The following is a 26,151-nucleotide window of genomic DNA, read 5'->3' as shown; positions in this document are numbered from 1 at the left end:
AATCGGTCCGGAGACACCCGGTGACGCTGTGAAGTTGAGTAATGTCGCAGTTACTGCTGAGTACCCGAGATGTTCCGGTGAAGCCGGGTGCTGCCCGTAACCTTCCCGCAGCCCATCGTCACCTATCGGACGTCCTACCGCGGGCGCAGCCAGCCGCCCGCGTCGAGCGGAGGCCGAATGCAGCCCGGTCCACTCCCCGGGGTCGACATGACCGACGACCCGTCCGACCATCCCGACGCCGTCGGGCTGCCGACCCGGGGCCCGCTCCCGGCCGACCCGCCGGCCGCCGAGGTGGATCCCGACGAGCCGCTCGCCGTGGTGGCCGCCGGCCCCGCCGGGGCGGCCCGCCGCGAGGTGCTCGCCGCGCTGCTCGGGGTCCCCGCCGGGATGCTCGTCACCCCGGCGGGCAGCCACCTGCTGGTCCGGCACGCCCGGGTGGCGACCCGGGCGGCGTACGTGCCCGGCTACCGGCAGCCGCACTCCTACGGCGCGGACCAGGCCGCCGCCGGCCCGGCGCTGGCCCGCGCGCCACGCCGGGTCGAGCTGAGCCTGCCGGAACAGCTGCTGCGGCACTTCGCCGTGCTCGACACCCCGGACACCGACACCCTCGGCGTGGCCGGCGGCCGGGTTCTGCTCGACGCGGTCGTCCGGTCCGGCGCGCTGCTGTTCGTGATCGGCGCCGACCAGACCTTCACCGCCGCCGACCTGCACCTGCTCACCGAGGTCGCGCGTACCCGGGTACGGGTCTTCTTCGTGGTGACCCCCGGCGCGGGCGGTTGGGCGGCGGCGGAGCCGGCCGCGACCGACGACACCGGGGTGGCGCTCCCGTCCCCGCCCGACGGGCCACCGGCCGGCGACCCGGTCGACCCGGTGGCGGTGACCGTCGCGGCGCACCGGGCCACCCTGCTGGCCGCGGTGCCGGGGCTGGCCGAGGCCGACTGGTATCCCGTGCACCGGGCCGAGCACCCGGCCCTGCGCCGGGCGCTGGTCGGCTGGTCGGCCATCGAGGGGCTGCGCCGGGCGAGTTCCCGGCCACCCGTGCCGCCCGGGGCGTACGGGCGGGTGCCGGTGGCCCCCGACGCGCCGGGCGACGACTGGGCCGACGGGTTGGAGCGGCAGAGCCGGCTCTGCGCCCGCGGCATCCGTCAGCAGCTCGCGCTCGAACTGGCCAACATCCACCTGCGGACCGTCCAGGAGATCGTCTTCGGGGTGGGCTGCGCGGGCCTGCCGCAACTGCTCGACCGGGAGCTGGAGGCGCTCTCCCTGCTCGCGACCGAGCAGCAGGACCGGGCGGTGCGGGAGATCCTCGACGGGGCCACCGTCCGGATCTTCGGCGCACCGCTGGCCGAGGGGGTACGCCAGCGCATCGCCGCGGCCGTCCGGTGGGGGCTGGCCGACCATCCGTCCGGTCAGGAACTGGACCGGGTGCTCCTGGTCACCGGCACCGCCGGGGTGGCGACGCTGCCCGGGGCCGGCGCCCTGGACGCCCTGCTCGGTCATCCCGGCGCGCCCCGCACCGAGGTGCTGCCCCGGATCGGGGTCGCCCTGTCCGGCGGGTGCTGGCAGCACTGGCGCAGCCCCGGCAACGACGATCCGAACGCGGCCCGCTCCTGGGCGCAACGGGCGTTGCGCGAGGTCGAGCTGGAGTTGTCCCGCGAGGTGTCCCGGCGGTTCGAGGCGTTCCGGCTCGCGCTCGACGCGGTCCTCACCGACGCCCTCGACCACGGCATCCTGCTCGCCTGAAACCGAGCCTCCCGGTGCCTGTCCCCGCCGTGTCCGCAGTCCGCCCGGTTTGTGCAGCTCGGGAGGGTGATCGGGGCTGCCCCGGCGTTCCGGTTCATCGGATCGCCACTTCCGGTGGCACGATGGGGGGCATGGCCGCTCCACAGGTTGCCCCGGTCGAGACGCCGGACACCGACGAGGTGCCGGTCGAGGACCGGCAGTGGGTGACGATCGTCTGGGACGACCCGGTCAACCTCATGACGTACGTGACCTGGGTCTTCCAGAAGTTGTTCGGGTACAGCCGGGAGAAGGCCGAGAAGCTGATGCTGGACGTGCACCACAAGGGCCGGGCGGTGGTCTCCAGCGGCGCCCGGGAGCGGATGGAGCACGACGCGTCGCAGTTGCACGCCTACGGTCTCTGGGCGACGGTGGACCGTTCATGAGTGCGCGGAGCGAGCCGGGTCCGCGGTTCCGGCGGTGGCGATGGAGGTTGACGGGGTGAGCATGTTCCGCCGCCAGGGCGGCTGTTACGTGGCGACCTTCGCCGTCGACGAGGTCCGGGTGCTGCGCAAGGTCGCCACCGAGGTGGTCGGCCTGCTCACCGACGGGTTCGACCACACCGACCCGGTCGTCGGGCGGCTCTTCCCCGACGCCTACCCGGACGATCCGGCCGGCACGGCGGAGTTCCGCCGGTACACCGAGGGCGACCTGAAGACCGCCAAGATCGACCAGGCGGGCGCGGTGCTGGCCGCGCTGCCCGAGTCGGCCGGTGGCGAGGTGCGGCTGGACGCCGAGGCGGCCGAGGCGTGGCTGCGGGCGCTCAACGACGCCCGGCTGGCGATGGGCGTCCGGCTGGAGATCAAGGACGGCACCGACCTGGGCGAGGAGCTCGACGACGCGGTCGCCGACGATCCCACGTCGTCAAGGGTGTTCCAACTGTCGGTCTACGCCTATCTGGGTTATCTGCAGGAATCCCTGCTCAACGCCATGATCGACTGAACTGTGACGGTCACCGCCTCGCCGGGCGCGGCGGGTGGGCGCTAGGCTGGGCGACGTGCTGAGCATCGACCGGTCGATCGTCGACGCGATCGTCGCCCACGCGCGCCGGGACCACCCCGACGAGGCGTGTGGGGTGGTCGCCGGACCCGTCGGCGGTGACACCCCGACCCGGCACATCCCGATGGACAACGCGGCCCGCTCGATGACCTTCTACGAGTTCGACTCGATGGAGCAGCTGCGGGTGTGGCGGGAGATGGACGACCGCGACGAGGAACCCGTCGTCATCTACCACTCGCACACCGCCACCGAGGCGTACCCGTCCCGCACGGACGTCGCCTTCGCGGGTGAGCCGGGCGCGCACTACCTGCTGGTCTCGACCCGCGAACCGGACACCGAGGAGATTCGTTCCTTCCGGATCGTCGACGGCGTGGTGACCGAGGAGCCGGTGCGGATCGTGGACGCCGGGGTGGATCCGCACGCGGTCCAGTCCTACATGTTCGGGCAGAGCCCGGCGACGGTCGACTACGAGTGTTCCGGCAGCTGACTCCCAGCTCCGCTCACCCTGTTCCGTCCGGCACCGAGGCACACCCGACCAAGGAGTACGTCATGGCCATCGAGGTTCGCATCCCCACCATCCTGCGCAGCTACACCGGCGGCGAGAAGGTCGTCGAGGGCGCCGGGGACACCCTGGGCGACCTGCTCACCGACCTGGACACCCGGCACGCCGGCCTGAAGGCCCGGCTGGTCACCGACGCCGGTGCGCTGCACCGCTTCGTCAACGTCTACGTCAACGACGAGGACGTCCGTTTCCTGGGCGCGCTGGACGCCAAGCTCAACGACGGCGACAGCGTCACCGTCCTGCCGGCCGTCGCCGGTGGGGCGTTCGGCTTCGCCGCCGCGGCGGCGATCAGCCAGCACCGTGCGGCCACCGCGGCGGTGGCGGCACGGCGCGCGGCCGTCGCCCCCCGCTGAGGGCGGGCGTCATGGCGCGGTACGACAGCCTGCTCGACGCCTGCGGCGGCACCCCCCTGGTGGGGTTGCCCCGGCTCTCGCCGACGGTGCCCGACGGGGCGCCGCCGGTGCGGCTGTGGGCCAAGCTGGAGGACCGGAACCCGACCGGTAGCATCAAGGACCGCGCGGCCCTGTTCATGGTCCGTGCGGCGGAGCAGTCCGGCCGGCTCCGGCCCGGGGACACCATCCTGGAGCCGACCAGCGGCAACACCGGTATCTCGCTGGCCATGGTGGCCAAGTTGCGCGGCTACCGGCTGGTCTGCGTGATGCCGGAGAACGTCTCCACCGAGCGGGTCCAACTGCTCCGGATGTACGGCGCGGAGATCATCTTCTCGCCGGCGGCGGGCGGCTCCAACCAGGCGGTCGCCACCGCCAAGCAGATCGCGGTCGACCACCCGGACTGGGTGATGCTCTACCAGTACGGCAACGAGGCCAACGCCCGCGCCCACTACGAGACCACCGGCCCGGAACTGCTGCACGACCTGCCCACCATCACGCACTTCGTGGCGGGCCTGGGCACCACCGGCACCCTGATGGGCACCGGGCGGTTCCTGCGGGAGAAGGTCGAGGGCATCCAGGTGGTGGCCGCCGAGCCGCGCTACGGCGAACTCGTCTACGGCCTGCGCAACATCGACGAGGGTTACGTCCCCGAGTTGTACGACGCGTCGGTGCTCACCCGGCGCTTCTCCGTCGGCACCCGGGACGCGGTGCTGCGTACCCGGCAGCTGGTGGAGGTGGAGGGGATCTTCGCCGGTTTCTCCACCGGAGCGATCCTGCACGCCGCCCTGTCGGTGGCGCACGAGGCGGTCCGGGACGGCCGGCGGGCCGACGTCGCCTTCGTGGTCTGTGACGGCGGCTGGAAGTACCTCTCCACCGGGGCGTACGGCGGCACCCTCGCCGACGCCGAGAGCGCCCTGGAGGGGCAGCTCTGGGCCTGACCCGTCATGGGGCCGGTCGGCGGAGGCGTCGGCCGGCCCCCGCGGGTGTCACGTTGATGACAACTTCCAGAAGATGATTCTTGCCCTGCGGTCGCTGCGCGTAGGCTGCCCACCGTGGCGTACGCGTCGGTAGAGATCATAATCGGTGCTGACTCCGGCGTGTCGACTACGTACCGTAATTGTGGGGCGACCGGATGCGGCTGACCGTGCTGGGCTGTGCGGGAAGCTTCCCCGGCCCCGAATCCCCCTGCTCCGCCTACCTCGTCGAGGCGCAGGGTTTCCGGCTGCTCGTCGACTTCGGGCCGGGCTCGCTGTCCACCCTCCAGCGGTACGCCGGCCTGCACGCCCCGGACGCCATCCTCCTGACCCACCTGCACTGCGACCACATCCTCGACGCCGCGTCGTACGTCGTGGTCCGCCGGTACGCCCCGGACGGCCCCTACCCGCCGCTGCCGGTCTACGCGCCGCCGGGCGCCCCGGACCGGCTCGCCACCGCCTACGGCCAGGACGACAGCACCGTGGAGGACGTCTACCAGTTCTACGGCCTCCAGCCGGGCACCTTCCCGATCGGCCCGTTCACCGTCACCGTCGACCGGGTCAACCATCCCATCGAGACGTACGGGGTGCGGCTGGAGCACGAGGGCCGGGTGCTCTGCTACTCCTCGGACACCGCACCCTGTGACGCGCTGCTGCGGCTCGCCCAGGACGCCGACGTCTTCCTCTGCGAGGCCAGCTACCTCGACGGGGTGGACAACCCGCCGGATCTGCACCTCACCGGCCGGGAGGCGGGCGAGACGGCCACCAAGGCGGGGGTGGGCCGGCTGCTGCTGACCCATCTGGTGGTGGCCTGGGGCAGCGAGTCGCACACCATCGCCTCGGCGGCCGGGGCGTTCACCGGGCCGCTGGAAGTGGTGCGGGCCGGCGCCAGCTACGACGTCTGAGCCCACCCGGGCATGCGCCGATCATGCGACCGCATAGGGTGCAGGGATGGCACGACCTGACGGGCGGCGGCCCGACCAACTCCGACCGGTGACGTTGACCCGGGGCTGGAGCACCCACCCGGAAGGCTCGGTGCTCGTCGAGTTCGGCGGCACCCGGGTGCTCTGCACGGCGAGCGTCACCGAGGGCGTGCCCCGCTGGCGCAAGGGCTCCGGGCTCGGCTGGGTGACCGCCGAGTACGCGATGCTGCCCCGGGCCACCAACACCCGCTCCGACCGGGAGAGCGTGCGCGGCAAGATCGGTGGGCGGACCCACGAGATCTCCCGGCTGATCGGCCGCAGCCTGCGCGCCTGCGTCGACCTCAAGGCGCTCGGCGAGAACTCGATCGTGCTCGACTGCGACGTGCTCCAGGCCGACGGCGGCACCCGTACCGCCTCCATCACCGGCGCGTACGTGGCCCTCTACGACGCGGTGAGCTGGCTTGCCGGCCGCAAGTCGTTGGCCGGTAAGCCGGAGAAGGTGATGCACCGGTCGGTGGCCGCGGTCAGCGTCGGGATCGTCGCGGGCGAGCCGCTGCTCGACCTCTGCTACGTCGAGGACGTGGCGGCCGAGGTCGACATGAACGTCGTCTGCACCGGCGAGGGCGACTTCGTCGAGGTGCAGGGCACGGGCGAGGACGGCGTCTTCTCCCGGGCACAGCTCGACGCGTTGCTGGACGTCGCGTCGTTGGGTTGTCTGGAACTGGCCGAGGCGCAGCGGAAGGCTCTCGCATCATGAACAAGGTCCTGCTCGCCACCCGCAACCGTAAGAAGCTGGTGGAGTTGCAGCGCATCCTCGACGGCGCGCTCGGCGCGCACCGGATCGCCCTGCTCGGCCTCGACGACGTCGAGGAGTACCCGGAGCTGCCCGAGACCGGCCTCACCTTCGGCGAGAACGCCCTGATCAAGGCGCGGGAGGGTTGCCGGCGTACCGGCCTGCCCACCATCGCCGACGACTCCGGCATCGCCGTCGACGCGCTCAACGGCATGCCCGGGGTGTTCAGCGCCCGCTGGGCCGGCCGGCACGGCGACGACCGGGCCAACCTGCAACTGGTGCTGGACCAGATCGCCGACCTGCCCGACGAGCACCGGGGGGCGTCGTTCGTCTGCACCGTGGCGCTGGTGCTGCCCGGCGGCAAGGAGCACCTGGTCGACGGCCGCCAGCCCGGCCGGCTGCTGCGTGCCCCGCGCGGCGAGGGCGGCTTCGGGTACGACCCGATCTTCGTGGGTGACGGCCAGGAGCGGACCAATGCGGAGTTGACCCCGCAGGAGAAGGACGCGATCAGCCACCGGGGCAAGGCGTTGCGCGAGCTGGCGAAGCTCGCCGCCAAGGTGCTCCCGGCCAGCTGAGCCAACCGTCGACCGACCCGTCGCCCTGCAGGCGGGTGCGACGACGCCCGGCCGTCGACCGACTCGTCGTCGCCGCTCCTTATTCGCCGACTTCCGGCCGTCGAGTAAGGAGCGGCGCCGTAGCTTGTCACCGAAAGTAGTCTCGGTTAGGCCCCCACCCTCCCACCCGACATCCTTTGCTCTGCTGCTTTCCAGGCGACAGACACACCGAGTGTTCGCCAGGATTGCTGTGCTTGGCACTTGCATATAGGTTTTCGCTGTTCAAGCGACTGTCGCGTTCGTGGCAGCAGAGCAATGGGTCTGCACCGGGGTGGTGGCTCTCGGGGATTTGCCTACGCTCGGTAACCTGTCGCGACGGGTCGGCCTTGACTACTGAACGCTACGGCGACGTCACCGTCACCGTCAGCTCAGCGGCCCGATCTGCCGTTCGATGGCGGCGCGCAGGTCCGGGCCGGCCAGCACCGACCGGGCCGCCGCCAGCACCGGGGCGAGGAAGACGTCCGGGCCGGGCGCACCGGCCGCCGGACCGAGGGCGTCCAGCGCGGCCCGCCCGGCCGGTGACGGCTCCAGCGGCGCGCGCAGTTGCAGCCCCCGTACGGCCGCCAGCAGCTCCACCGCGAGCAGGCTGGTCAGATTGTCCAGCACGGTACGCAGCTTCTTGGCCCCCGCCCAGCCCATCGAGACGTGGTCCTCCTGCATGCCGCTGGTGGGCAGCGAGTCGACCGAGGCGGGCGCGGCCAGCCGACGGTTCTCCGCGACGATCCCGGCGGCCGTGTACTGGGCGATCATCAGCCCGGAGTTCACCCCGGCGTCCGGGGACAGGAACGCCGGCAGGTCCCGGTTGCGGGTCACGTCGAGCAGCCGGTCCACCCGCCGCTCGGCGATCGCCCCCACCTCGGCGGCGGCGATGGCCAGGTAGTCGGCGGCGAAGCCGAGCGGAGCGCCGTGGAAGTTGCCCGTCGACTCGACCCGCCCGTCCGGCAGCACCACCGGGTTGTCCACCACCGAGACCAGCTCCCGGCCGGCCACCGTCGCGACGAAGTCGAGGGTGTCCCGGGCCGCCCCGGCCACCTGCGGGGCACACCGCATCGAGTACGCGTCCTGCACGGCGTGCGCAAGGTCGTCGCGGTGCGAGTCCATCACCCGGGAGTCCTGCAGCAGCCGGTGGATGTTCGCCGCCGACGCGGCCTGCCCCGGGTGCGGCCGGATGGCGTGCAGCTCCGGCAGGAACGGCCGTTCCGAGCCGAGCATCGCCTCGATGGCCAGCGCGGCGGTCACGTCGGCCATGGCGAACAGGTGCCGGGCGTCCGCGATGGCCAGCAGCAGCATGCCGAGCATGCCGTCCGTGCCGTTGATCAGCGCCAGCCCCTCCTTGGCGGCCAACGCGATCGGAGTCAACCCGGCCGCCCGCAGCGCCTCGGCGGCGTCGACCTGTTCGCCGGCCGGACCGGCCACCCACCCCTCGCCGAGCAGCACCAGCGCGCAGTGCGCCAGCGGCGCCAGGTCACCGGACGCGCCGAGCGACCCGTGCTCCGGCACCCACGGGGTGACGTCGGCGTTGAGCAGGTCGACGAGCGCCTGCGCGACCAGCGGCCGGACCCCGGAGCGGCCCAGCGCCAGCGAACGGACCCGCAGCAGCATCATCGCCCGGACCACCTCGCGGGGCATCGGCGCGCCGATCCCGGCGGCGTGCGAGCGGATCAGCGCGTGCTGCAACTCGGCCCGTCGCTGCGGGGCGACGAACGTGTTCGCCAGCGCCCCGAAGCCGGTGGACACGCCGTACACCGGGCGGCCGGCGGCCTCGATGCCGTCCACGATGCGGCGGCTGGCGGCCATCGCGTCGACGGCCGCCGGGGCGAGGACGACCCGGGCGTCGCCGCGCGCCACGGCGAGCACGTCGGCGGGGGTGATTCCGGTGGGCTGGACGGTCACAGTCGACATTGCGGCACTCCGTTGTGCAGAACCTGGCGGATCAGGGGAACACCCGGCCGGTAGGCCAGGTGCAGGTGGGACGGGGCGTCGAGGATCATCAGGTCGGCCCGCGTCCCGGGGCGCAGCACCCCGACGTCGGTGCGGCGCAACGCCCGTGCGCCGCCCGCCGTCGCGGCCCACACCGCCTCCGCCGGGGTCATCCGCATCTCACGGACGGCCAGCGCGACGCAGAACGGCATCGACGAGGTGTACGACGACCCGGGGTTGCAGTCCGTGGCCAGCGCCACGGTCACCCCCGCGTCGAGCAGCCGCCGGGCGTCCGGGTACGGCGACCGGGTGGAGAACTCCGCCCCCGGCAGCAGGGTCGCCACGGTGGGATCGTCGGTGGTGGCCGAACCGGCCAGCGCGTCGACGTCGGCGTCGGACAGGTGGGTGCAGTGGTCGACGCTGGCCGCGCCCAACTCCACCCCCAGCCGCACCCCCGGCCCCGGGCCGAGCTGGTTGGCGTGCAACCGCAGCCCCAGTCCGGCGGCCTGCCCGACGGTGAGGATGGCCCGCGCGTGGTCGGCGTCGAACGCGCCCCGCTCGCAGAACACGTCCACCCAGCGGGCGTACGGCGTGGCGGCGGTGAGCATCGGTCCGCAGACCAGGCCCACGTAGTCGTCGGGCCGTCCCGCGTACTCGGCGGGGACGACGTGCGCGCCGAGGAAGGTGGTCTCGGCGGTCACCTCGGCGGCGATCCGCAACGAGCGGGCCTCGTCGGCGACGGTCAGGCCGTACCCGCTCTTGATCTCCATGGTCGTGGTGCCCTGCCGCATCGCCTCGTCGCGCAGCCGGCGCACGGTGTCCCGCAGGTCGTCGTCGGAGGCCGCGCGGGTCGCGCCGACCGTGGTCCGGATGCCACCCCCGGTGTACGGCTCACCGGCCATCCGGGCCGCGAACTCGGCCGCCCGGTCCCCCGCGAACACCAGGTGCGCGTGGCTGTCCACGAACCCGGGCAGCACCGCACCGCCCCCGGCGTCGATCCGCCGGTCGGCGGCCGGCGCGTAGCGGGCCGGCCCGATCCAGACGACCCGACCCGCCTCCACCAGCAGGGCGACATCGCGCCGCAGGCCCAACGGCCCGCCGCCGGGGGTCGGCACGTTGGTGACCAGCTCGCCGATGTCGTCGACCAGCAGACTGCTCACGACACACCTCCCGCCGCCGACCGCCGCGTCCCGACCGCCGCCGGCCCGGCACGGCTAGTCACCGGTCACCGCCGCGACCGCCGCCCGCAGCTCCGCCGGTACGTCCACGGTGAGGTGCCGGCCGTCGCGCACCACCTGCCGGCCGTCGACCACCACCTGGTCGACGTCGGCGGCGGTGGCCGCGAAGAACACCCCCACCGGCGGCACCCCGGCGGTACGCGGGCTGTCCAGCCGTACGGTCACCAGGTCGGCGCGTTCCCCGACGGCGATCCGGCCGGCGTCGGACCAGCCCAGCGCGGCGTGCCCGGAGACGGTGGCCGCGTCGCGCAGCGCGGCGGCGGTGAAGTGCCCGCGCCGCCGGGTACGCAGCCGCTCGTCCAGCTCCACCGCGCGGGCCTCCTCGAACAGGTCGACCACGGCGTGACTGTCGCTGCCCAGGCTCAGCGGGATGCCGGCGTCGGCCATCAGCCGGGCCGGCCCGATCCCGTCGGCCAGGTCCCGTTCCGTGGTGGGGCACAGGCACACCCCGGTCCGGTGCTCGGCCAGCAGGGCCAGGTCGGCGCTGGTCGGGTGGGTGGCGTGTACGGCGGTGACGTCCGGGCCGAGCACGCCACGGTCGGCGAGCAGCCCCGTCGGGGTACGCCCGTGCGCCGCCCGGCAGGCGTCGTTCTCGGCCGGCTGCTCCGACAGGTGCACGTGCAGCGGGGCGCCCTGCCGGTACGCCCAGCCGGCGACGGTGGCGAGCTGCTCCGCGGGCACCGCGCGTACCGAGTGGATCGCCGCCCCGCGCAGCGCGTGCGGCCCGGTCGGCCGGAACCCGTCGACCCGTTGCGCCCAGCGCAGCGAGTCCCCGTCGCCGAAGCGCCGCTGCACCCCGGCCAGCGGCTCGCCGGCCACCGAGGCGGTCAGGTAGCAGGCGTCCAGCAGGGTGATCCGGATCCCGGCCTGCGCCGCCGCCTCGACCAGCGCCGCGCCCATCGCGTTCGGGTCGTCGTACGGGTGGCCGTCGGGGCCGTGGTGCAGGTAGTGGAACTCGCCGACGCAGGTGACCCCGGCCAGCGCCATCTCGGCGTACGCGGCCCGGGCCAGGGCCAGGTAGGAGTCGGGATCGAGCCGGCCGGCGACGTCGTACATCACGTCCCGCCAACTCCAGAAGTCACCCCGACCCCCGTGGGTACGCCCGCGCAGCGCCCGGTGGAAGGCGTGCGAGTGGGCGTTGGCCAGGCCGGGCAGGGTGAGCCCGGGCAGCCGTACCGCCTCGGCGAGCACTTCGACCCCGGTCTGCGGCGACGTGCCCCGGGCGAGCGGGGTGACGGCGGTGAACCGGCCGTCCTGGGCCTCGATCAGCACGTCCGGGGTCGGCGCGGCATGATCGGGCAGCCACGCCTGCTCGGCCAGCCAACGGGTCAGTGGCATGCCAGCTCCTCCAGCACCCGGGCCAGCGCGACCACCCCGGCCGCACAGTCGTCGTCGGTGGCCGACTCGGCGGGGGAGTGCGACACCCCGGTCGGGTTACGCACGAACAGCATCGCGGTGGGCAGGTGCGCGGCGAGCACCCCGGCGTCGTGGCCGGCCCCGGTGGGCAGCAGCGGGGCGGCCAGCAGCCCCGCCAACCGGTCGGCCAGCCCGCCGTCGAAGGTGACCAGGGGCGTGGCCGACTCCCGGGTCACGGTCAGCTCGGTGCCGTCGCGGCGGGCCCGCTCGGCGGCCTTGGCCCGGACCGCCTCGACCAGGCCGTCCAGGGTCTCCGTCGCGGCGGCCCGGGCGTCCAGCCAGCCGGTCACCCGCGACGGGATCGCGTTGGTGGCGTTGGGTTCCACCGACACCCGGCCGACGGTGGCGTGCGCGTCGCGTAGCCGGGCCTCCTTGTTCGCCGCCAGCACGGTGAACGCGAAGGTGAGCATCGGGTCGCGGCGGTCGGCCATCCGGGTCGTACCGGCGTGGTTGCCCTCGCCGCGTAGCTCGAAGCGCCACCGGCCGTGCGGCCAGATGGCGCTGCCCACCGCGACCGGCGCATCGGCGTCGACCAGCGCCCGCCCCTGCTCGACGTGCAGCTCCACGAAGGTGGCGAACCGGCCGAGCAGCGCCGGGTCGGCCCCCGCCGGGCGGTGGCCCAGCGCCTCGGCGAAGCTCACCCCGGCCGCGTCGCGCAGCCCGGCCGCGCGGTCGGCGTCGATCTCGCCGGTGAGCAGCCTCGACCCCAGGCACGGTACGCCGAACCGCGCGCCCTCCTCCTCGACGAACGCGGCCACCACCACCGGCCGGACCGGGGTGACGCCTGCGGCCCGCAGCTCGTCCACGGCGAGGAACGCGCTGACGATGCCGAGCGGCCCGTCGTACGCCCCGCCGTGCGGCACCGAGTCGAAGTGGCTGCCGGTCAGCACCGCCCCGGTGCCCGCCCGATCGCCGGTGGCCGGCCCTGCGGTGGCCGGCCCGCCGCTGTCCGGGTCGCCCCACCAGGCGAACAGGTTGCCGTTGCCGTCCTCGCTGACCGGCATGCCCCGCAGCTCGGCCTGCGCCCGGAACCACTCCCGCAGCCGCAGCTCCGGCGCGGTCAGCGCGTACCGCAGGTAGCCGCCGCTGTCGGCGTCCCGGCCGACCGGCGCGATCTCGTCCCACAACTCCCGGAACCGCCCGGTCACGCCCCACTCTCCGCCATGGGGATGCGGACGTCGGTGCGCTCGGCGACGTCGCGGGCGGTGTCGTAGCCGGCGTCGACGTGCCTGATGACACCCATCGCCGGGTCGTTGCTGAGTACCCGTTCGATCTTCTGCCCGGCCAGCGCGGTGCCGTCGGCGACGCAGACCTGGCCGGCGTGGATGGACCGGCCGATGCCCACCCCGCCGCCGTGGTGGATGGACACCCAGGACGCCCCGCTGGCGGTGTTGACGAGCGCGTTGAGCAGCGGCCAGTCGGCGATCGCGTCGGAGCCGTCGGCCATCGCCTCGGTCTCCCGGTACGGGCTGGCGACGCTGCCGCAGTCCAGGTGGTCCCGGCCGATCACCACCGGCGCGGACAGCTCCCCTGCGGCGACCATGTCGTTGAACCGCACCCCGGCGACGTCCCGCTCGCCGTAGCCCAGCCAGCAGATCCGGGCCGGCAGCCCCTGGAAGGCGACCCGTTCGCCGGCCAGCCGCATCCACCGGGCCAGCGACTCGTTCTCGGGGAACAGGTCGAGGATGGCCCGGTCGGTGGCGGCGATGTCGGCCGGGTCGCCGGAGAGCGCCGCCCAGCGGAACGGCCCCCTACCCTCGCAGAACAGTGGCCTGATGTACGCCGGCACGAAACCGGGGAAGTCGAACGCCCGCGCGTACCCGCCCAACTGCGCCTCGCCCCGGATCGAGTTGCCGTAGTCGAACACCTCCGCGCCCGCGTCGAGGAAACCGACCATCGCCTCGACGTGTTTCGCCATCGACGCCCGCGCCCGGTCGGTGAACTCGGCCGGCTTGGCCGCCGCGTAGTCCCGGGCGTCGGCCAGCTCCACCCCCTCCGGCAGGTACGACAGCGGGTCGTGCGCGCTGGTCTGGTCGGTGACCACGTCGACGGCGACCCCCCGGCGCAGCAACTCGGGGAAGACGGTGGCGGCGTTGCCGACCACACCGACGCTCAACGCCCTCCGGTCCCGTTTGGCGGCCAGCACCCGGGCGACGGCGTCGTCGAGCGAGTCGGCCACCTCGTCGAGGTAGCGGTCGTGCACCCGCCGGTCGAGCCGGGTCCGGTCGACGTCCACGATCAGGCAGACGCCGTCGTTCATGGTGACCGCGAGGGGTTGCGCCCCGCCCATCCCGCCGCAGCCGGCGGTGAGGGTCAGCGTCCCGGCGAGGCTGCCGCCGAAACACTTCGCGGCGACGGCGGCGAACGTCTCGTAGGTGCCCTGGAGGATGCCCTGGGTGCCGATGTAGATCCACGAGCCGGCGGTCATCTGCCCGTACATGGTCAGGCCGAGGGATTCCAGGCGGCGGAACTCGGGCCAGGTGGCCCAGTCGCCGACCAGGTTGGAGTTGGCCAGCAGCACCCGGGGGGCCCACTCGTGGGTGCGCATGACCCCGACCGGGCGACCCGACTGCACCAGCATCGTCTCGTCGTCGCGCAGCCCGGTGAGGGTACGCACCAGCGCGTGGTACGACGGCCAGTCCCGGGCCGCCTTCCCGGTGCCGCCGTAGACCACCAGGTCGTCGGGGCGTTCGGCCACCTCCGGGTCGAGGTTGTTCATCAGCATCCGCAGGGCGGCCTCCTGCGGCCACCCCTGCGCGGTACGGGTGGTGCCACGGGCGGCACGGACGGGCTGGTGCATGGCGTACTCCTCTCAGCCGAGGAACAACTGACGACGGGCGGCGGACGACTCGAACGCCTCCAGGCGACGCTGGGTCTGGATCGGGGCGGCGTCACAGATCGCCTGGAGCACCACCATGGCCAGGGTCATCGGGGCGGTGTGCAGGTCGAAGACGAGGTCGGTGCCGACGGCGGCGGGGAGCACCAACTCGGCGTACTCGGTGGCGGGGCTGACCGGGGAGTCGGTGATCGCGACGACGGTGAGGCCGGCGTCGCGGGCCGCGCGCAGCGCGTCGAGGGTCTCCCGGGGGTAGCGGGGGAGCACGAAGGCGAGCAGCGCGTCCGCCCCGGCCGAGGCGGCCTGTTCGAGCCGGTCGGTGAGCAGGCTGCCACCGTCGTCGAGGACCCGGACGTCGGGCAGGACCTTGGCGGCGAAGTAGGCGAAGTAGGCGGCCAGTGGCGCGGCGGCCCGCAGGCCGAGCACCGGCAGCGGGCGGCTCGCCGCGAGCAGCCGACCGGCGGTGGCGATCCTGGTGCGGTCGGCCAGTTCGCCGGCCAGCCGGTCCAGGTTCGCCATCTCGGCGCGTACCGCGAGTTGTAGTTCGTTGCCGTCGTCGGCGCGGCCGTCGGGGCCGGTGGTCAGCTCGCGAAGGCGGCGACGCAGCGCCGGGTAGCCGTCGTGACCGAGCGCCACGGCGAACCGGGTCACCGACGGCTGGCTGACCCCGGCAAGCTCCGCCACCTCGGCCGCCGACAGGTAGGCCACGGTGGCCGCGTGCTGCACCAGGCAGTGTGCGATGCGCCGCTGGGTGGGGGTGAGCCGGACACCGTGGAACAGGTCGAGCAGCCGGTCCGGCGGCGCGGCGACGGCTCCGTCATTCATGCCGCGACTCTATGCATGAAAAATTTCAGAGGCAAGCACGGCTTCCCGCCCGGGGGCAAGCACGGCTTCCCGCCCGGCGACGACGCCGGGCTCAGCGGGCGGCGCGGACGATCTCGGCGGTGGCGTCCCGGCGGACCGCGTCGTAGAACGCCTCGGACTTCTGCTCGTCGGCGAAGACCACGCTCTCGGTGCCCACCCGGCCGGTGCCCCGCGACGGGCTGGTGACGAAGGTGAGGTTGCCGCCCCGCAGGCCGCGCAGCTCGGTCGCCAGATCCAGCAGCGACATCTCCCGGTCGACGGAGACCGACGACGAGGCGGCCCGGACGAAGTCGTTGAGCTTGCCCGGGCTGGTGAGGATGCCGCCGGTGGCGGCCTTGTCGAGGATCGCCCGGATCACCTGCTGCTGGTGCCGGATGCGGGCGAAGTCGCCGTCCGGGAACTGCTTGCGCTGGCGGGAGTAGTCCAGTGCCGTCGCCCCGTCCATCGTCTGCCGGCCGGCGGGGAAGGTGCGCAGCGGCGGGTGGATCGAGGTGAACCGGTGGTCGACGGTGATGTCCACCCCGCCCAGGGCATCGATGATCTCCTGGAAGCCGGCGAAGTCGACCACCGCCACGTGGTCGACGTGGACCCGGGTGAACTGCTCGACGGTCTGCACCATCAGCGGAATCCCACCCCAGGCGTACGCCGCGTTGATCTTCGCGGTCCGGCCGCCGTGCCGGCCGTCCGCCGACCGGGGTACGCGGACCCAGGTGTCCCGGGGGATCGAGACGAGCTGGGCGCTCTTCCGGTCCTTCGGCAGGTGGGCCAGGATGATCGTGTCGGTGCGGGACCCCTCGGTCCGCTCCGGGTCCCGGGAGTCGCTGCCCAGGATCATGATGTTCATGGCGTCCCGGGCCACCACCGGCGGCCGGTCCTGCGTCGGCACGCCGGTGAAGGCGTCCACCCGCTCGACGTCCTTCTCGACCGAGCGCAGATAGAGCGCGCCCGCGCCGACGCCACCGGCCCCCAGCAGGGCCAGCGCCAGCAGCGCCACCAGCGCGATCCGCCAGCCCCGCCGACGCTTCGGTGCCGGCCCCGGGGTGTCGACCGACGGGGTGGGAGCGGGCTCCGAAACGTTCTCAGCTGCTGGCACGGCCGCATGTTACTGATCCGTCACCCAGTACGGCAGCCCGCGTTCGCCCGACGGCCCGAGGCCCGAAAAGCCGCCGTACGCTGGACGTTCAGCCGCCCGTCACCTGCGGCTGGTAGAAACCGCGCCGTGGATGCGACGAGACTGCGCCGGGCCATCGCCCGTACCCCGCTGGCACCGGTGGCCGCCTTCCCCGGGCGGCTCGCCCGGGTCGCCCGGTACGACGCGAAGGTGCTGCGCACCTCGGCCCGCTGGCTGGCCACCTCCCGGGAGCACCACAACTACACCTACGAACTGACCCGGCTCAGCCGGGAGCACCTGACCTGGTTCGTCAGCGTGGTCTGCGACGTCCCGGTGGCCCGGGTCCGGGGCCACCTCGCCGAGATCACCGGCGACGCGGCGCTGCGCCGGCACATCGAACAGGCCACCGCCCGGTCCGCCCGACGCGGCCTGGCCGACCGCCGGGTCCGCTACGCGCGCCGGGTCGGCTGGTACGCGATCGTCCGGGCCACCCGGCCCACCCACGTCGTCGAGACCGGCACCGACAAGGGGCTGGGTAGCTGCGTCCTCGCCGCCGCCCTGCTGCGCAACGCCGCCGAGGGCCACCCCGGCCGGCTCACCTCGCTGGACGTCAACCCGGAGGCCGGCTACCTGGCCCGCAGCGCCCCCTGGGCCGACGTGACCGACCTGGTGGTCGGCGACTCGGTCACCGCGATCGCCGCCCTGGACCGGCCGGTCGACCTGTTCCTGCACGACAGCGACCACAGCCACGACCACGAACGCCGCGAGTTCGACGCCGTCGAGCCGAAGCTGGCCCCCGGCGCGATCCTGCTCACCGACAACGTCACCACCACCGGGGTGCTCGCCGAACACGCCGAACGCACCGGCCGCCGGTTCCTCGCCTACCGGGAGACCCCGCTCGACCACTGGTACCCCGGCGACGGCATCGGTGTCGCCTGGTGAGCTGCCCGCCCCGCGGAGCCGGGGCGACCGGAGGGGGCTCGGGGCGGGCCGCCATGCCCGACCGGTGCCGGACGGCCGAGCCGTAGTCCGCCGCCCGGGTGTTGCCCCCGGGACGGTGCCGGATCGATGATGGCCGAATCGCCACCATCGACGGAGGAGTCGGCATGCAGGTTCTCCACCACCCCCGCGTGGCCTGGGACATGGCCCGCCTGATCGTCGCGAGCGTCCCCGACGACGAACTGTTCGACTGGCTGCGCACCGAGCTCGGTGCGCTGCTCGGCCCCGACCACGCCGGCTCCCTCCAGGACACCCGGCAGCGGCTCCAGCCCTGGGCCCGGACCACACCCGACGCCGCCGCCGTCGAAGCCGGCCGCTGGCGGGTCCGCCTGGAGGACCTGCTGCGTACCCGACCGGAGATCGCCGAGCCGCTACGGTCGCTCTCCGTGATCGCGTCGGGGCTCCACCGCAACCGGATCGGCTGACCGGCTTAGCTTTCGCTTAGCCCGCTTGTCCCCGGGTCGTCGGCTGCGGCAGCATCGGTCGGCGTGACCGACGGCAGCCTGTCCCAGGAACCCGACCACGGGCCGGACGGCCGCGCCCCCGCCGGGCGTCCCGGGCCGGGGCGTCGCCGCGCCCGGGGTGGCGGGCGTCGCCGCTGGCTGGCCGCCGGTGGCGTCGCCGCGCTCGCCACCGTGCTCGGGCTGAGCCTCGCGCTGCGCTCCGGTGCCGCCCCCGCCTGCGCCGCCCCGCCGGTCGGCCTGGCCGGTGCCGGGCCGGTGGCCGCCGGGCGGCTGCCGCTGGCGGCCCCACCCACCGGGAGCACGGTCCACAAGGGAAAAGCCACCTTCTACGACTCGAAGGGGGCCGGCGGGAACTGCTCCTACCCCTCCGCGCCGGCCGACCGGATGTACGTGGCCCTCGGCCCCACCGAGTACAGCGCCGGCGCGGCCTGCGGCGGGCACCTCGACGTCACCGGCCCCCGGGGCACCGTCCGGGTCCTGATCATGGACCAGTGCCCGGAGTGCGCCCCCGGGCACGTCGACCTCTCCCGCGAGGCGTTCGCCCGGATCGCCGACCCCGTACAGGGCATCGTCAACGTCAGCTACCGCGCGGCGGTCGACCCGCCGCTGTCCGGCCCACTCACCTTCCGGATCAAGGAGGGCGCGTCGCAGTACTGGTTCGCCGTGCTGGTCGCCGAGCACGGCAACCCGCTGCGCGCCGTCGAGGTACGCCAGGGCTCCGGCGCCTGGCGCACCGCCGCCCGACAGGACTACAACTACTGGCAGATCGACTCCGGAGCCGGGCCCGGCCCGTACGCCGTCCGGGTCACCGACGTGTACGGCCACCGCGTCACCGCCAGCGGCGTCACCATGTCCCCCGGCCGGGTCCAGCGCAGCACCGTGAAGATGTACGGCGGCAGCGCCCCCGCCGCGCGGAAGAACCCGACCAGCCGGCCGTCCTCCCCGAGCCCCAGTGCCAGCCCGACCCGGGCCACCGCCAGCCCGTCGGCGGTCGCCTCCGCCGGTTCGCCAGGCGCACCGCAGGTCAGCGACCCACCCGCGCTCGCCGCGTCGAAGGCGGAGCCGGGCGCGGGCCGGCCGGTCGACTGCACGTCCCGGGGCTGACTCCCGCCGGCCCTCCACCGCCGCTGCCCGCCTCGGCTCGACGGGGCCAGCCGCGCGTCGCCCGATCGTCGGAGCGGCCCGTCCGTCGGGCGCGGACCGGCCAAACGCCGCCGGGTCGACCCGGCGGCGGTCGAGTGCGGTCCGTCGGATGGTCAGTCCGGGGTGTCCAGGTCCCGCCACATGAGGATCTCGTCGCGGTCGTCGTCGGCTGCCACCCGCAGCGCGCCCGGCAGTCGACCCACCTCGCGGTAACCGAGCCGGTCGTAGAACCTCTCGAGGCCCAGCCCGCCGCGCACCGTCACGTGCAGCGCCCGCCAGCCCAGCTCGGGCGCGCGCCGGGCGGCCTCCCGCATCAGGGCCTGCCCGTGGCCGCGCCCCTGGGTGGCCGGGTGCACCATCACCCGCTTAAGGATGCCCCAGTGCGCCTTCAAGCCGAACCGGTTGTCGGCGAGGAACAGCACCGCGACCGGTCGGCCAGCCTCGTAGCCGACCAGCATCCGGTCCGGACCGTCGGTGACGGCGGCGAAGGTGGCCTCGGCGACGGGACGTACGTCGGCGGTGGTGACCGGGGCGACAAAGCCGACCGCGCCGCCGGCGTTGGTGACCTCGACCCAGAGGTCGACGATCTGCTCGCGCAGTGCGGGGGTGAGGTCGGGGTCGAGAACGAAACGCAGGCTCACCCTGCCGATCCTGCTGCGCCGACGCGTCGTGCGCCCGCGATCGTGACCCTCCCGACAGGGCCGTGTGGTGCGGGAGGGGGGACTTGAACCCCCACGTCCTTTCGGACAATAGGACCTAAACCTACCGCGTCTGCCATTCCGCCACTCCCGCTCGGGTCAGAGTTTAGAGCGTCGCGCGGAAACGGTGGAGAGCCCGGCCCGGCGCAGGATGTTCGATACCGTCCCGTGACTGACGACGCAGGCGTCGCCGGACGTCGGCGACACTGCGGGACTCCGCTGCCGCCTGGGCGAGCATCTCCGGCGTGTACTTGTAACGAGTCATGCGCAGAAAGTGGCGGCGAGGTCCGACACCCTCGGCCGCCGGCCGGACGCGTTCAGTCGAGGCCGAGGTCGCGGCGCAGCTTGGCGACGTGGCCGGTGGCCTTGACGTTGTAGAACGCGTGCTCGATCTTCCCGTCCGGGTCGATGACGAAGGTGGACCGGATCACCCCGGTCACCGTACGGCCGTAGGACTGCTTCTCGCCGAAGGCGCCGTACGCGGTGAGCACCGCCTTGTCGACGTCGGCGACCAGCGGGAAGGTGATGGCGTCGCGCTCGCGGAACTTCGCCAGCTTGGCGGGCTGGTCGGGGGAGATGCCGACCACCTCGTAACCGGTGGCCTGGAGCGAGGTGAGCGAGTCACGGAAGTCGCAGGCCTGCTTGGTGCAGCCGGGGGTCATCGCGGCCGGGTAGGCGTACAGGATGACCCGGCGACCGCGCAGTGCGGCGAGGGAGAGCGTCTCCCCGGTGTCGGTGGGGAGGGTGAAGTCAGGTGCGGGGTCGCCGGGGGTGAGCCGGTCGGGCGCGGTCATGGCGACGACCCTACCGTCGGGCTGCGCCGTCCCGGCCGATCCCCGCCGGGACACCCGGGACGTTGCCCCGCCGCGCGGTCCTGCCCGGTGCGGCGCGCGCCCGTCCCGGCGTTCCCGCAGCGTGCGGTACGGCGGCCCGTTGGGGGGACCGGCGGTGTCCCGGCGGTGAACAACGCCATGCCTTGTTGCCGCGTCTTGGCAACAACCCGCATCGGGAAATAGTCTGGTCCCGCCAGCCGACTGGAGGTCCCGTGGAAACCCTGGCGATGCACATCTCGAACGGCATCATCAACGGTCCGGTCGCGGGGATCTTCGCCGCCGTCGCGCTGGCCGCCCTGACCTTCTGCGTGCTGCGCGGCCGACGTGACCTGGACGACCGGCTCGCGCCGATGGCCGGCCTGGTCGCCGCGTTCATCTTCGCCGTGCAGATGCTCAACTTCCCGATCTTCACGGCCGGGGTCTCCGGGCACCTACTCGGTGGCGCGCTCGCCGCCCTGCTGGTCGGCCCGTGGGTCGGCGCGCTCTGCGTGTCGGTGGTGCTGATCGTGCAGGCCCTGGTCTTCGGCGACGGCGGCGTCGCGATGCTCGGCCTGAACATCACCAACATGGCGCTGCTCGGCACCGCGGCGGCGTACCTGCTGATCGCCGGCCTGCTGCGGGTGCTGCCCCGTACCCCCACCGGCCTGGCGGTGACCGCCTTCGTCTCGGCGCTGGTCAGCGTGGTCGTCGCCTCCCAGGGGTTCGTCGTGCAGTACTGGCTGGGCGGCACCACCGACCTGGGCGGCAACCTGACCGGCCTGGCCGGCACGATGGCCGGCGTCCACCTGCTGATCGGCATCGGTGAGGGGCTGATCACCGCGACCACGGTCGCGACCGTCGCCAAGGTCCGACCCGACCTGGTGTACGCGTTGCGCGCGCTGAAGCCGGCGACCGCGCCGGCCCCCGTCCCGGCTGTCGGAGGTGCCCGGTGAGGAAGCGGTCCTGGGGTTTCGTGGCGGTCGGCCTGCTGGTCGCCCTGGTGCTGGCCGGGGTGGTCAGCAACTACGCCTCGTCGCACCCCGACGGTCTGGACTCGTCGCTGCTCAGGGGCTGCACGGTGAACGCCGACGACGAGATCACCGGCGGTTCCTGCCCGGCCCAGCAGGCCAGGGACCACGAGCTGGCCGACAGCCCGCTGGCCGACTACGGAATCCGTGGCGTGGACAACGGCTTCCTCTCCACCGGCCTGTCCGGGGTGGTCGGCGTGCTGCTCACCTTCGCCGTCGGCGGCGGCGTGTTCTGGCTGCTGCGCCGTCGTGGCCCGGCTGACGCCCCCGGCACCGGGCGGTCCCCGGCCGACGGGCGGCACGCCGGCGACCGGCAGTCCGCCGGCACCGCCGGCTGACCCGGCGGTACGACGTGGGTGCCGGACACGCGCACGTGCTCTACCGGGACACCCCCTCCCGGGTGCACCGGCTGGCACCCGAGGTGAAGATCGCCGCGATGGTGCTGTTCACCGTGGCCGTGGTGGCCACCCCGCGCGAGGCGTTCTGGGCCTTCGGCGGGTACGCCCTGCTGGTCGCCGCCGTCGCCGCGCTGGCCCGGGTCGGCCCGCGCTGGCTGCTGCTGCGCGCCACGATCGAGGTGCCGTTCGTGCTGTTCGCCGTCGCCCTGCCGTTCCTCGGTGCGGGCCCGCGCACCGAGTTCGTCGGGCTGAGCCTGTCGGTGGACGGCCTGCACGGGGCATGGAACATCGTCGCCAAGGGCACCCTGGGGGTGCTCGCGTCGCTGCTGCTGGCCGCCACGACCACCACCCGGGACCTGATCGTCGGCCTGGACCGGCTGCGCTGTCCGCAGATCATCACCCAGATCGCCACGTTCATGCTGCGCTACCTCGACGTGCTGGTCGGTGAGGCCCGCCGGATGCGGGTGGCCCGGATCTCCCGGGGTGACGACCCGCGTTTCCTGTGGCAGTTGCGGGGCTTCGCCGCCGGGGTGGGCGCGCTGTTCCTGCGGGCCTTCGAACGCGGTGAGCGGGTCTACCTCGCGATGCTCTCCCGGGGCTACACCGGGCGGATGCCGGCGGTCTGGCAGGGGGCCGGCGCGGCGACCGCCGGGCAGTGGGTGGCGGCGGCGACCGTGCCGCTGGCGGCGGTGGCGATCGCCGCCACCGCCGTCGTCCTGACATGATCGGGGACGTGCCCAACGCTGTCTCCCTGGACGTCCGTGGCCTCCGCTACGCGTACCCGGACGGTCACGTCGCCCTGGCCGGGGTGGACCTGGCCGTGCCGCGCGGCGGGCGGGTGGCCCTGCTCGGCCCGAACGGCGCGGGCAAGACCACGCTGGTGCTGCACCTCAACGGCATCCTCACCCCGACCGGGGGGTCGGTGAGCGTGGGCGGGCTGACGGTGTCCCGGGACCGGGACACCCTGGCCGAGATCCGCCGTCGGGTGGGTGTCGTCTTCCAGGACCCGGACGACCAGCTCTTCCTGCCCACGGTCGCCGAGGACGTGGCGTTCGGCCCGGCCAACCTGGGGTTGCGGGGTGCCGAGCTGGCCGCCCGGGTGGACGAGGCGCTGACCGCGGTGGGGATGGCCGAGCACCGGGACCGCGCCCCGCACCACCTGTCGTTCGGGCAGCGGCGTCGGGTGGCGGTGGCCACCGTGCTGGCGATGCGCCCGGAGATCCTGGTGCTCGACGAGCCGTCGTCCAACCTGGACCCGGCGGCCCGCCGGGAGCTGGCCGGGATCCTGCGCGCCCTGCCGGTGACCCTGCTGATGGTCACCCACGACCTGCCCTACGCGGCGGAGCTGTGCGAGCGGGCGGTCATCCTGGACGCCGGCCGGATCGTCGCCGACGCCCCCACCGTCGACCTGCTCGCCGACGCCGACCTGCTCTCCCGCCACCGCCTCGAACTGCCCTACGGCTTCCACCCCCGGCCGATCGGCTGACGACCGGGCACCCTGCGCCGGGCCGTGACCGCAGACGGGTCAGGTCCGGGCCGGCGCGGCGGCGGGCCGGGGCGCGGCGGCGCGGGCGGCGGCGTGCAGCCGGAGCAGGCCGGCGGCGACCGCCCCCACCCCGGCGACCAGCACCCCGGTCAGCAGCACCCGTGCGACGCCGCCCGACCAGGGCACCGGGGCGACGGCGCGGGACAGCACGGTCAGGTTGGCGACGCCGACGAAGAGGGCCAGGCACGCCCCGGCCAGCGCGAGCACGAAGTCGGCGGCGGGCCGGCGGGCCAACGCCCACCCCCCGGCGGCCACCGCACCCAGCCCGGTCAGCAGCGGCCAGAGCTGCCCGGCGGCCAGCCCGAGCAGCACCCCGCCGACGCCCTGCGCCCCGGCGTCCAGTTCGCGGCCGAGCACGAGGGCGACGGCGGCGGCCCCGCCGAGGGCGAGCACCCCGCCGACGCCGCGCAGCGCCCGGCTGCCCGCGTCGGTGCCGGCCGGCAGCAGTCCCGCCGCGCCGACCAGCAGCGCGCCGAGGGTGACGGCCACCCACCAGGGGTACGGGTCCGGCGGCGGCACCCAGTCGAGGGCGCCGCGCAGCTCCGCCGGCTCGTCGCCGATGCGCAGCGCGACGGTCCACTCCCGGACCCGGTGTTCCCGGCCCGGGTCGGCGGCCACCGGGGCGGGCACCCCGGATTCCCGCCACAGGGCCCGCTGATCGTGCCAGCGGACCCGCCTGTCGTCGCCGATCCGACGCCACTGCGGGGCGGCGGCCGGGTCGGCGGTGGCGGGCAGCGCGGTGTCCCCGGCGAGGGTGCGGTTGAGGTACGTGGCGGGGGAGCGGACGTTCTCGTACACCCCGCCCGGCCCGACCCGCAGGTACGGCTCCCCGGAGTAGCCGATCACCTCGACGTCCCGGCCGGTGTGGTTGACCAGTTCCAGCCGGGCGCCGGCCTCGACGGCCCGGACGGTCAGCCCCGGCCGGGCGGGCGTGATCCCGGTCACCGTGGTGCGGTAGTCGGTGCCGTCGGGGGCGTCCGCCCCGTGCGCGTACGCCGGTGCGGCGCAGCCGAGCAGGCCGAGCAGTACGGCGGTGACCAGCAGGACGGCCCGCCGCAGGGGTGCCGGGGTCACTTGCCGGCCGCCTCCACGGCCGCGGTGATGCCGGCCGGGCTGCGGTCGGACACGGCGGTGCCGTTCACCTTGATGGTCGGGGTGCCGGTGACCCCGGCCTTGCTGGCGTCGTCGGTGACGTGTTCGGTCCACGCCGTGTACGTGCCGTCCTTGACGCAGGAGCCGAAGTCGTCCTTGTTCAGCCCGACGCCCGCGCCGATGTCGATCAACTGGTCGTTGCTCAGCCCGGCGCTGCCCTCCGGCGGCTGCTGGGCGAACAGCGCGTCGGTGAACTCCTTGAACTTGCCGCCCTTCGCGGCGCAGCCGGACGCGGCCGAGGACCGGGTGGAGTATTCGGTGGTGGAGAACCGGTTGAGGTAGGCGACCGGATGGAAGACCACCCTGGCCTTGCCGGAGCTGACCAGCTGGTTGATGGTCTCCCCGCTGGTCTGCTGGAACTGCTTGCAGGCCGGGCAGAGGTAGTCCTCGTAGAGGTCGATGGTGACGGGCCCGGTGCCGAGCACGACACCGGTGCCGGCGTCGTTCGCCCCGGGCGGTGCGGTGAAGGTGTCCGACTTCTGGCTGGAGTAGACACTCCACCCGATCAGGCCGGCGATCACCAGCACCACCACCGCCCCGACGGAGGTCCAGAGGGTCCGCTTGCGGCGCTTCTCCCGGGCGAGCTGTTCGCGGACGACCCGCGCGGCCTCGTTGCGTCCCTTACGACTACTCATCGTCGTCCTCCACGGATGGGTCGCCCGCGAGCCAGCCGTCCACCGAGAACGGGGTGCGGGGCCAGATCAGCAGGAATCCGGCCAGGGCCAGGAATCCCAGGTCCCGGAGGATCTCCGGGAGGTAGCTCGGGGACTGGCCGGCGGCGAGCTGCCCGCCGCTGCCGAAGCACCCGCAGTCGATGGCCAGGCCACGGGCCCAGGCCGAGGCGATGCCGGCGATGAAGACCACCAGCAGCGCGGCGGAGATCCCGGCGCTCAGCCGGGTCGCCAGCCCGGCGAGCAGCAGCAGGCCCAACGCCAGTTCGACGAACGGCAGCGCGGCCCCGATCGCCGTCGCCACCTCGTAGGGCATCACCTGGTACGCGTTGACGGCCCGGCCGGAGGCGGCGAGGTCACCGACCTTCGTCCCGCCGGCGTACAGCCAGACGGCGGCCAGGCCGAGCCGGGCGGCGACGCCGAGCCAGGGGCGGACGAGCGGCCAGCGGCCGGCCGGGGTACGCGCGGTGGTCACCCTCATTGGTCGTCCCGCCCGGCCCGTGGGTTCCCCGGGGTGACCGGTCGCCGGGTCGCCGGCCGGGGCACCGGGGGCCGGTCGGGGCCGGGCGGCGGGCCGCTACGGCCGGTGGCGGAGGGGTCGCGGTGAGCGGGGATCACGACAAGCCAGGCTACGCGGCGTGGCGCGGGCGGGCAGGGTCGTTCGGCCCTTTCCATGGTCCCGCTCACGCCGGGAACTTTTCCCCGCCGCCGTACGACTACCTGCTCATGACGCCCCACCACCTGCGGCAGGCGCCCCGGCCGCCGTGGCTACCCCCTGCCGTCACGGGGTGGCCGGGTGGGCATACCGGCCTGCGGTCA

General features: G+C 74.0%; 28 protein-coding genes and 1 tRNA gene. 16 read left to right on the top strand and 13 right to left on the bottom strand.

Features of this window, described 5'->3' with window-relative positions; genetic code table 11:
- Window positions 1–177 precede the first annotated feature (177 nt).
- The 9 genes from ACN265_RS25540 to rdgB all read left to right on the top strand — a co-directional run bounded on the left by ACN265_RS25540 (window position 178) and on the right by rdgB (window position 6,997).
- Entirely contained in the window at window positions 178–1,743 is a 1,566-nt protein-coding gene (locus ACN265_RS25540; RefSeq protein ID WP_421410059.1) for a hypothetical protein, read from the top strand.
- A gap of 131 nt (window positions 1,744–1,874) precedes the next feature.
- Entirely contained in the window at window positions 1,875–2,165 is a 291-nt protein-coding gene (gene clpS, locus ACN265_RS25535) for an ATP-dependent Clp protease adapter ClpS (protein WP_088641781.1), read from the top strand.
- Between the two features lie 55 nt (window positions 2,166–2,220).
- The gene (locus ACN265_RS25530) at window positions 2,221–2,721 is read left to right on the top strand and encodes a DUF2017 domain-containing protein (RefSeq protein WP_372444630.1); all 501 of its coding nucleotides are present in this window, start codon (window positions 2,221–2,223) and stop codon (window positions 2,719–2,721) included.
- A gap of 55 nt (window positions 2,722–2,776) precedes the next feature.
- Window positions 2,777–3,265 carry a Mov34/MPN/PAD-1 family protein gene (locus ACN265_RS25525; RefSeq protein WP_145918119.1) on the top strand — a complete coding sequence of 163 codons (489 nt, stop codon included), beginning with the start codon at window positions 2,777–2,779 and terminating at the stop codon, window positions 3,263–3,265.
- A gap of 62 nt (window positions 3,266–3,327) precedes the next feature.
- Window positions 3,328–3,693, top strand: a complete 366-nt coding sequence (locus tag ACN265_RS25520; RefSeq protein ID WP_204927213.1) for a MoaD/ThiS family protein — start codon at window positions 3,328–3,330, stop codon at window positions 3,691–3,693.
- 11 nt (window positions 3,694–3,704) lie between these two features.
- The gene (locus tag ACN265_RS25515; protein ID WP_204927212.1) at window positions 3,705–4,670 is read left to right on the top strand and encodes a PLP-dependent cysteine synthase family protein; all 966 of its coding nucleotides are present in this window, start codon (window positions 3,705–3,707) and stop codon (window positions 4,668–4,670) included.
- 194 nt (window positions 4,671–4,864) lie between these two features.
- Window positions 4,865–5,611 carry an MBL fold metallo-hydrolase gene (locus ACN265_RS25510; protein WP_204927211.1) on the top strand — a complete coding sequence of 249 codons (747 nt, stop codon included), beginning with the start codon at window positions 4,865–4,867 and terminating at the stop codon, window positions 5,609–5,611.
- Window positions 5,612–5,657: 46 nt separating this feature from the next.
- Entirely contained in the window at window positions 5,658–6,386 is a 729-nt protein-coding gene (rph, locus tag ACN265_RS25505; protein ID WP_204927210.1) for a ribonuclease PH, read from the top strand.
- A complete protein-coding gene (rdgB, locus tag ACN265_RS25500; protein WP_204927209.1) occupies window positions 6,383–6,997 on the top strand; it encodes an RdgB/HAM1 family non-canonical purine NTP pyrophosphatase in 615 nt (204 codons plus the stop codon). The genes rph and rdgB overlap by 4 nt, the downstream gene beginning before the upstream one ends.
- 402 nt (window positions 6,998–7,399) lie before the next feature.
- Here the strand turns inward: rdgB and hutH are convergent, their stop codons facing one another.
- The 7 genes from hutH to ACN265_RS25465 all read right to left on the bottom strand — a co-directional run bounded on the left by hutH (window position 7,400) and on the right by ACN265_RS25465 (window position 16,403).
- The gene (hutH, locus tag ACN265_RS25495; protein ID WP_421410053.1) at window positions 7,400–8,938 is read right to left on the bottom strand and encodes a histidine ammonia-lyase; all 1,539 of its coding nucleotides are present in this window, start codon (window positions 8,936–8,938) and stop codon (window positions 7,400–7,402) included.
- The gene (gene hutI / locus ACN265_RS25490; RefSeq protein ID WP_204927207.1) at window positions 8,926–10,116 is read right to left on the bottom strand and encodes an imidazolonepropionase; all 1,191 of its coding nucleotides are present in this window, start codon (window positions 10,114–10,116) and stop codon (window positions 8,926–8,928) included. The genes hutH and hutI overlap by 13 nt, the downstream gene beginning before the upstream one ends.
- A 54-nt stretch (window positions 10,117–10,170) precedes the next feature.
- A complete protein-coding gene (locus ACN265_RS25485) occupies window positions 10,171–11,526 on the bottom strand; it encodes a formimidoylglutamate deiminase (protein ID WP_421411618.1) in 1,356 nt (451 codons plus the stop codon).
- The gene (locus ACN265_RS25480; protein ID WP_421410051.1) at window positions 11,523–12,758 is read right to left on the bottom strand and encodes an allantoate amidohydrolase; all 1,236 of its coding nucleotides are present in this window, start codon (window positions 12,756–12,758) and stop codon (window positions 11,523–11,525) included. Before ACN265_RS25480 ends, ACN265_RS25485 begins: the two co-directional genes overlap by 4 nt.
- Entirely contained in the window at window positions 12,755–14,410 is a 1,656-nt protein-coding gene (hutU, locus tag ACN265_RS25475) for a urocanate hydratase (RefSeq protein ID WP_421410050.1), read from the bottom strand. Before hutU ends, ACN265_RS25480 begins: the two co-directional genes overlap by 4 nt.
- A 12-nt stretch (window positions 14,411–14,422) precedes the next feature.
- Window positions 14,423–15,271, bottom strand: a complete 849-nt coding sequence (locus ACN265_RS25470; RefSeq protein WP_420119539.1) for a MurR/RpiR family transcriptional regulator — start codon at window positions 15,269–15,271, stop codon at window positions 14,423–14,425.
- A 91-nt stretch (window positions 15,272–15,362) separates the two neighbouring features.
- Window positions 15,363–16,403, bottom strand: a complete 1,041-nt coding sequence (locus ACN265_RS25465) for an LCP family protein (protein ID WP_421410047.1) — start codon at window positions 16,401–16,403, stop codon at window positions 15,363–15,365.
- 126 nt (window positions 16,404–16,529) lie between these two features.
- On the opposite strand from ACN265_RS25465, the gene ACN265_RS25460 reads away from it, so the two are divergent.
- The 3 genes from ACN265_RS25460 (at window position 16,530) to ACN265_RS25450 (ending at window position 18,988) form a co-directional block, all read left to right on the top strand.
- The gene (locus ACN265_RS25460; protein WP_420119541.1) at window positions 16,530–17,363 is read left to right on the top strand and encodes an O-methyltransferase; all 834 of its coding nucleotides are present in this window, start codon (window positions 16,530–16,532) and stop codon (window positions 17,361–17,363) included.
- Window positions 17,364–17,527: 164 nt separating this feature from the next.
- Window positions 17,528–17,845 (top strand): hypothetical protein, encoded by a 318-nt coding sequence (locus tag ACN265_RS25455; RefSeq protein WP_421410045.1) that lies wholly within the window; start codon window positions 17,528–17,530, stop codon window positions 17,843–17,845.
- A 63-nt stretch (window positions 17,846–17,908) separates the two neighbouring features.
- Window positions 17,909–18,988: an expansin EXLX1 family cellulose-binding protein gene (locus tag ACN265_RS25450; protein ID WP_421410043.1), complete on the top strand. Its 1,080-nt coding sequence runs from the start codon at window positions 17,909–17,911 to the stop codon at window positions 18,986–18,988.
- A 152-nt stretch (window positions 18,989–19,140) separates the two neighbouring features.
- On the opposite strand, the gene ACN265_RS25445 is transcribed toward ACN265_RS25450, so the two are convergent.
- From ACN265_RS25445 to bcp, 3 genes are all read right to left on the bottom strand, one after another.
- Entirely contained in the window at window positions 19,141–19,668 is a 528-nt protein-coding gene (locus ACN265_RS25445; protein ID WP_421410041.1) for a GNAT family N-acetyltransferase, read from the bottom strand.
- Window positions 19,669–19,733: 65 nt separating this feature from the next.
- A tRNA-Leu gene (locus tag ACN265_RS25440) sits at window positions 19,734–19,819 on the bottom strand.
- A 223-nt stretch (window positions 19,820–20,042) separates the two neighbouring features.
- Entirely contained in the window at window positions 20,043–20,519 is a 477-nt protein-coding gene (gene bcp / locus ACN265_RS25435) for a thioredoxin-dependent thiol peroxidase (protein WP_421410039.1), read from the bottom strand.
- A gap of 251 nt (window positions 20,520–20,770) precedes the next feature.
- Between bcp and ACN265_RS25430 the strand changes: the two genes are divergently transcribed.
- The 4 genes from ACN265_RS25430 to ACN265_RS25415 are packed head-to-tail and all read left to right on the top strand — an operon-like array spanning window position 20,771 to window position 23,449.
- Window positions 20,771–21,490 carry an energy-coupling factor ABC transporter permease gene (locus tag ACN265_RS25430; protein WP_145918134.1) on the top strand — a complete coding sequence of 240 codons (720 nt, stop codon included), beginning with the start codon at window positions 20,771–20,773 and terminating at the stop codon, window positions 21,488–21,490.
- A complete protein-coding gene (locus tag ACN265_RS25425) occupies window positions 21,487–21,903 on the top strand; it encodes a PDGLE domain-containing protein (protein ID WP_421410037.1) in 417 nt (138 codons plus the stop codon). Before ACN265_RS25430 ends, ACN265_RS25425 begins: the two co-directional genes overlap by 4 nt.
- A gap of 14 nt (window positions 21,904–21,917) precedes the next feature.
- Window positions 21,918–22,688, top strand: a complete 771-nt coding sequence (gene cbiQ / locus ACN265_RS25420; RefSeq protein ID WP_420118653.1) for a cobalt ECF transporter T component CbiQ — start codon at window positions 21,918–21,920, stop codon at window positions 22,686–22,688.
- The gene (locus ACN265_RS25415; protein WP_204927196.1) at window positions 22,685–23,449 is read left to right on the top strand and encodes an energy-coupling factor ABC transporter ATP-binding protein; all 765 of its coding nucleotides are present in this window, start codon (window positions 22,685–22,687) and stop codon (window positions 23,447–23,449) included. The genes cbiQ and ACN265_RS25415 overlap by 4 nt, the downstream gene beginning before the upstream one ends.
- Window positions 23,450–23,488: 39 nt before the next feature.
- Here ACN265_RS25415 and ACN265_RS25410 read toward each other — a convergent pair whose 3' ends face one another.
- From ACN265_RS25410 to ACN265_RS25400, 3 genes are read right to left on the bottom strand one after another with little or no spacing between them, the layout of a single operon-like run.
- Window positions 23,489–24,583: a hypothetical protein gene (locus ACN265_RS25410; RefSeq protein WP_421410033.1), complete on the bottom strand. Its 1,095-nt coding sequence runs from the start codon at window positions 24,581–24,583 to the stop codon at window positions 23,489–23,491.
- Window positions 24,580–25,296 (bottom strand): thioredoxin domain-containing protein, encoded by a 717-nt coding sequence (locus tag ACN265_RS25405; RefSeq protein WP_420118656.1) that lies wholly within the window; start codon window positions 25,294–25,296, stop codon window positions 24,580–24,582. Before ACN265_RS25405 ends, ACN265_RS25410 begins: the two co-directional genes overlap by 4 nt.
- The gene (locus ACN265_RS25400; protein ID WP_420118657.1) at window positions 25,289–25,813 is read right to left on the bottom strand and encodes a MauE/DoxX family redox-associated membrane protein; all 525 of its coding nucleotides are present in this window, start codon (window positions 25,811–25,813) and stop codon (window positions 25,289–25,291) included. The genes ACN265_RS25405 and ACN265_RS25400 overlap by 8 nt, the downstream gene beginning before the upstream one ends.
- Window positions 25,814–26,151: the final 338 nt, after the last annotated feature.

Source organism: Micromonospora sp. WMMD730, from assembly GCF_049178955.1.
GTDB classification, from domain to species: Bacteria; Actinomycetota; Actinomycetes; order Mycobacteriales; family Micromonosporaceae; genus Micromonospora; species Micromonospora wenchangensis.
The sequence above is the reverse complement of the archived record's forward strand: the minus strand, read 5'-3'. Positions and strand labels throughout refer to the sequence as shown.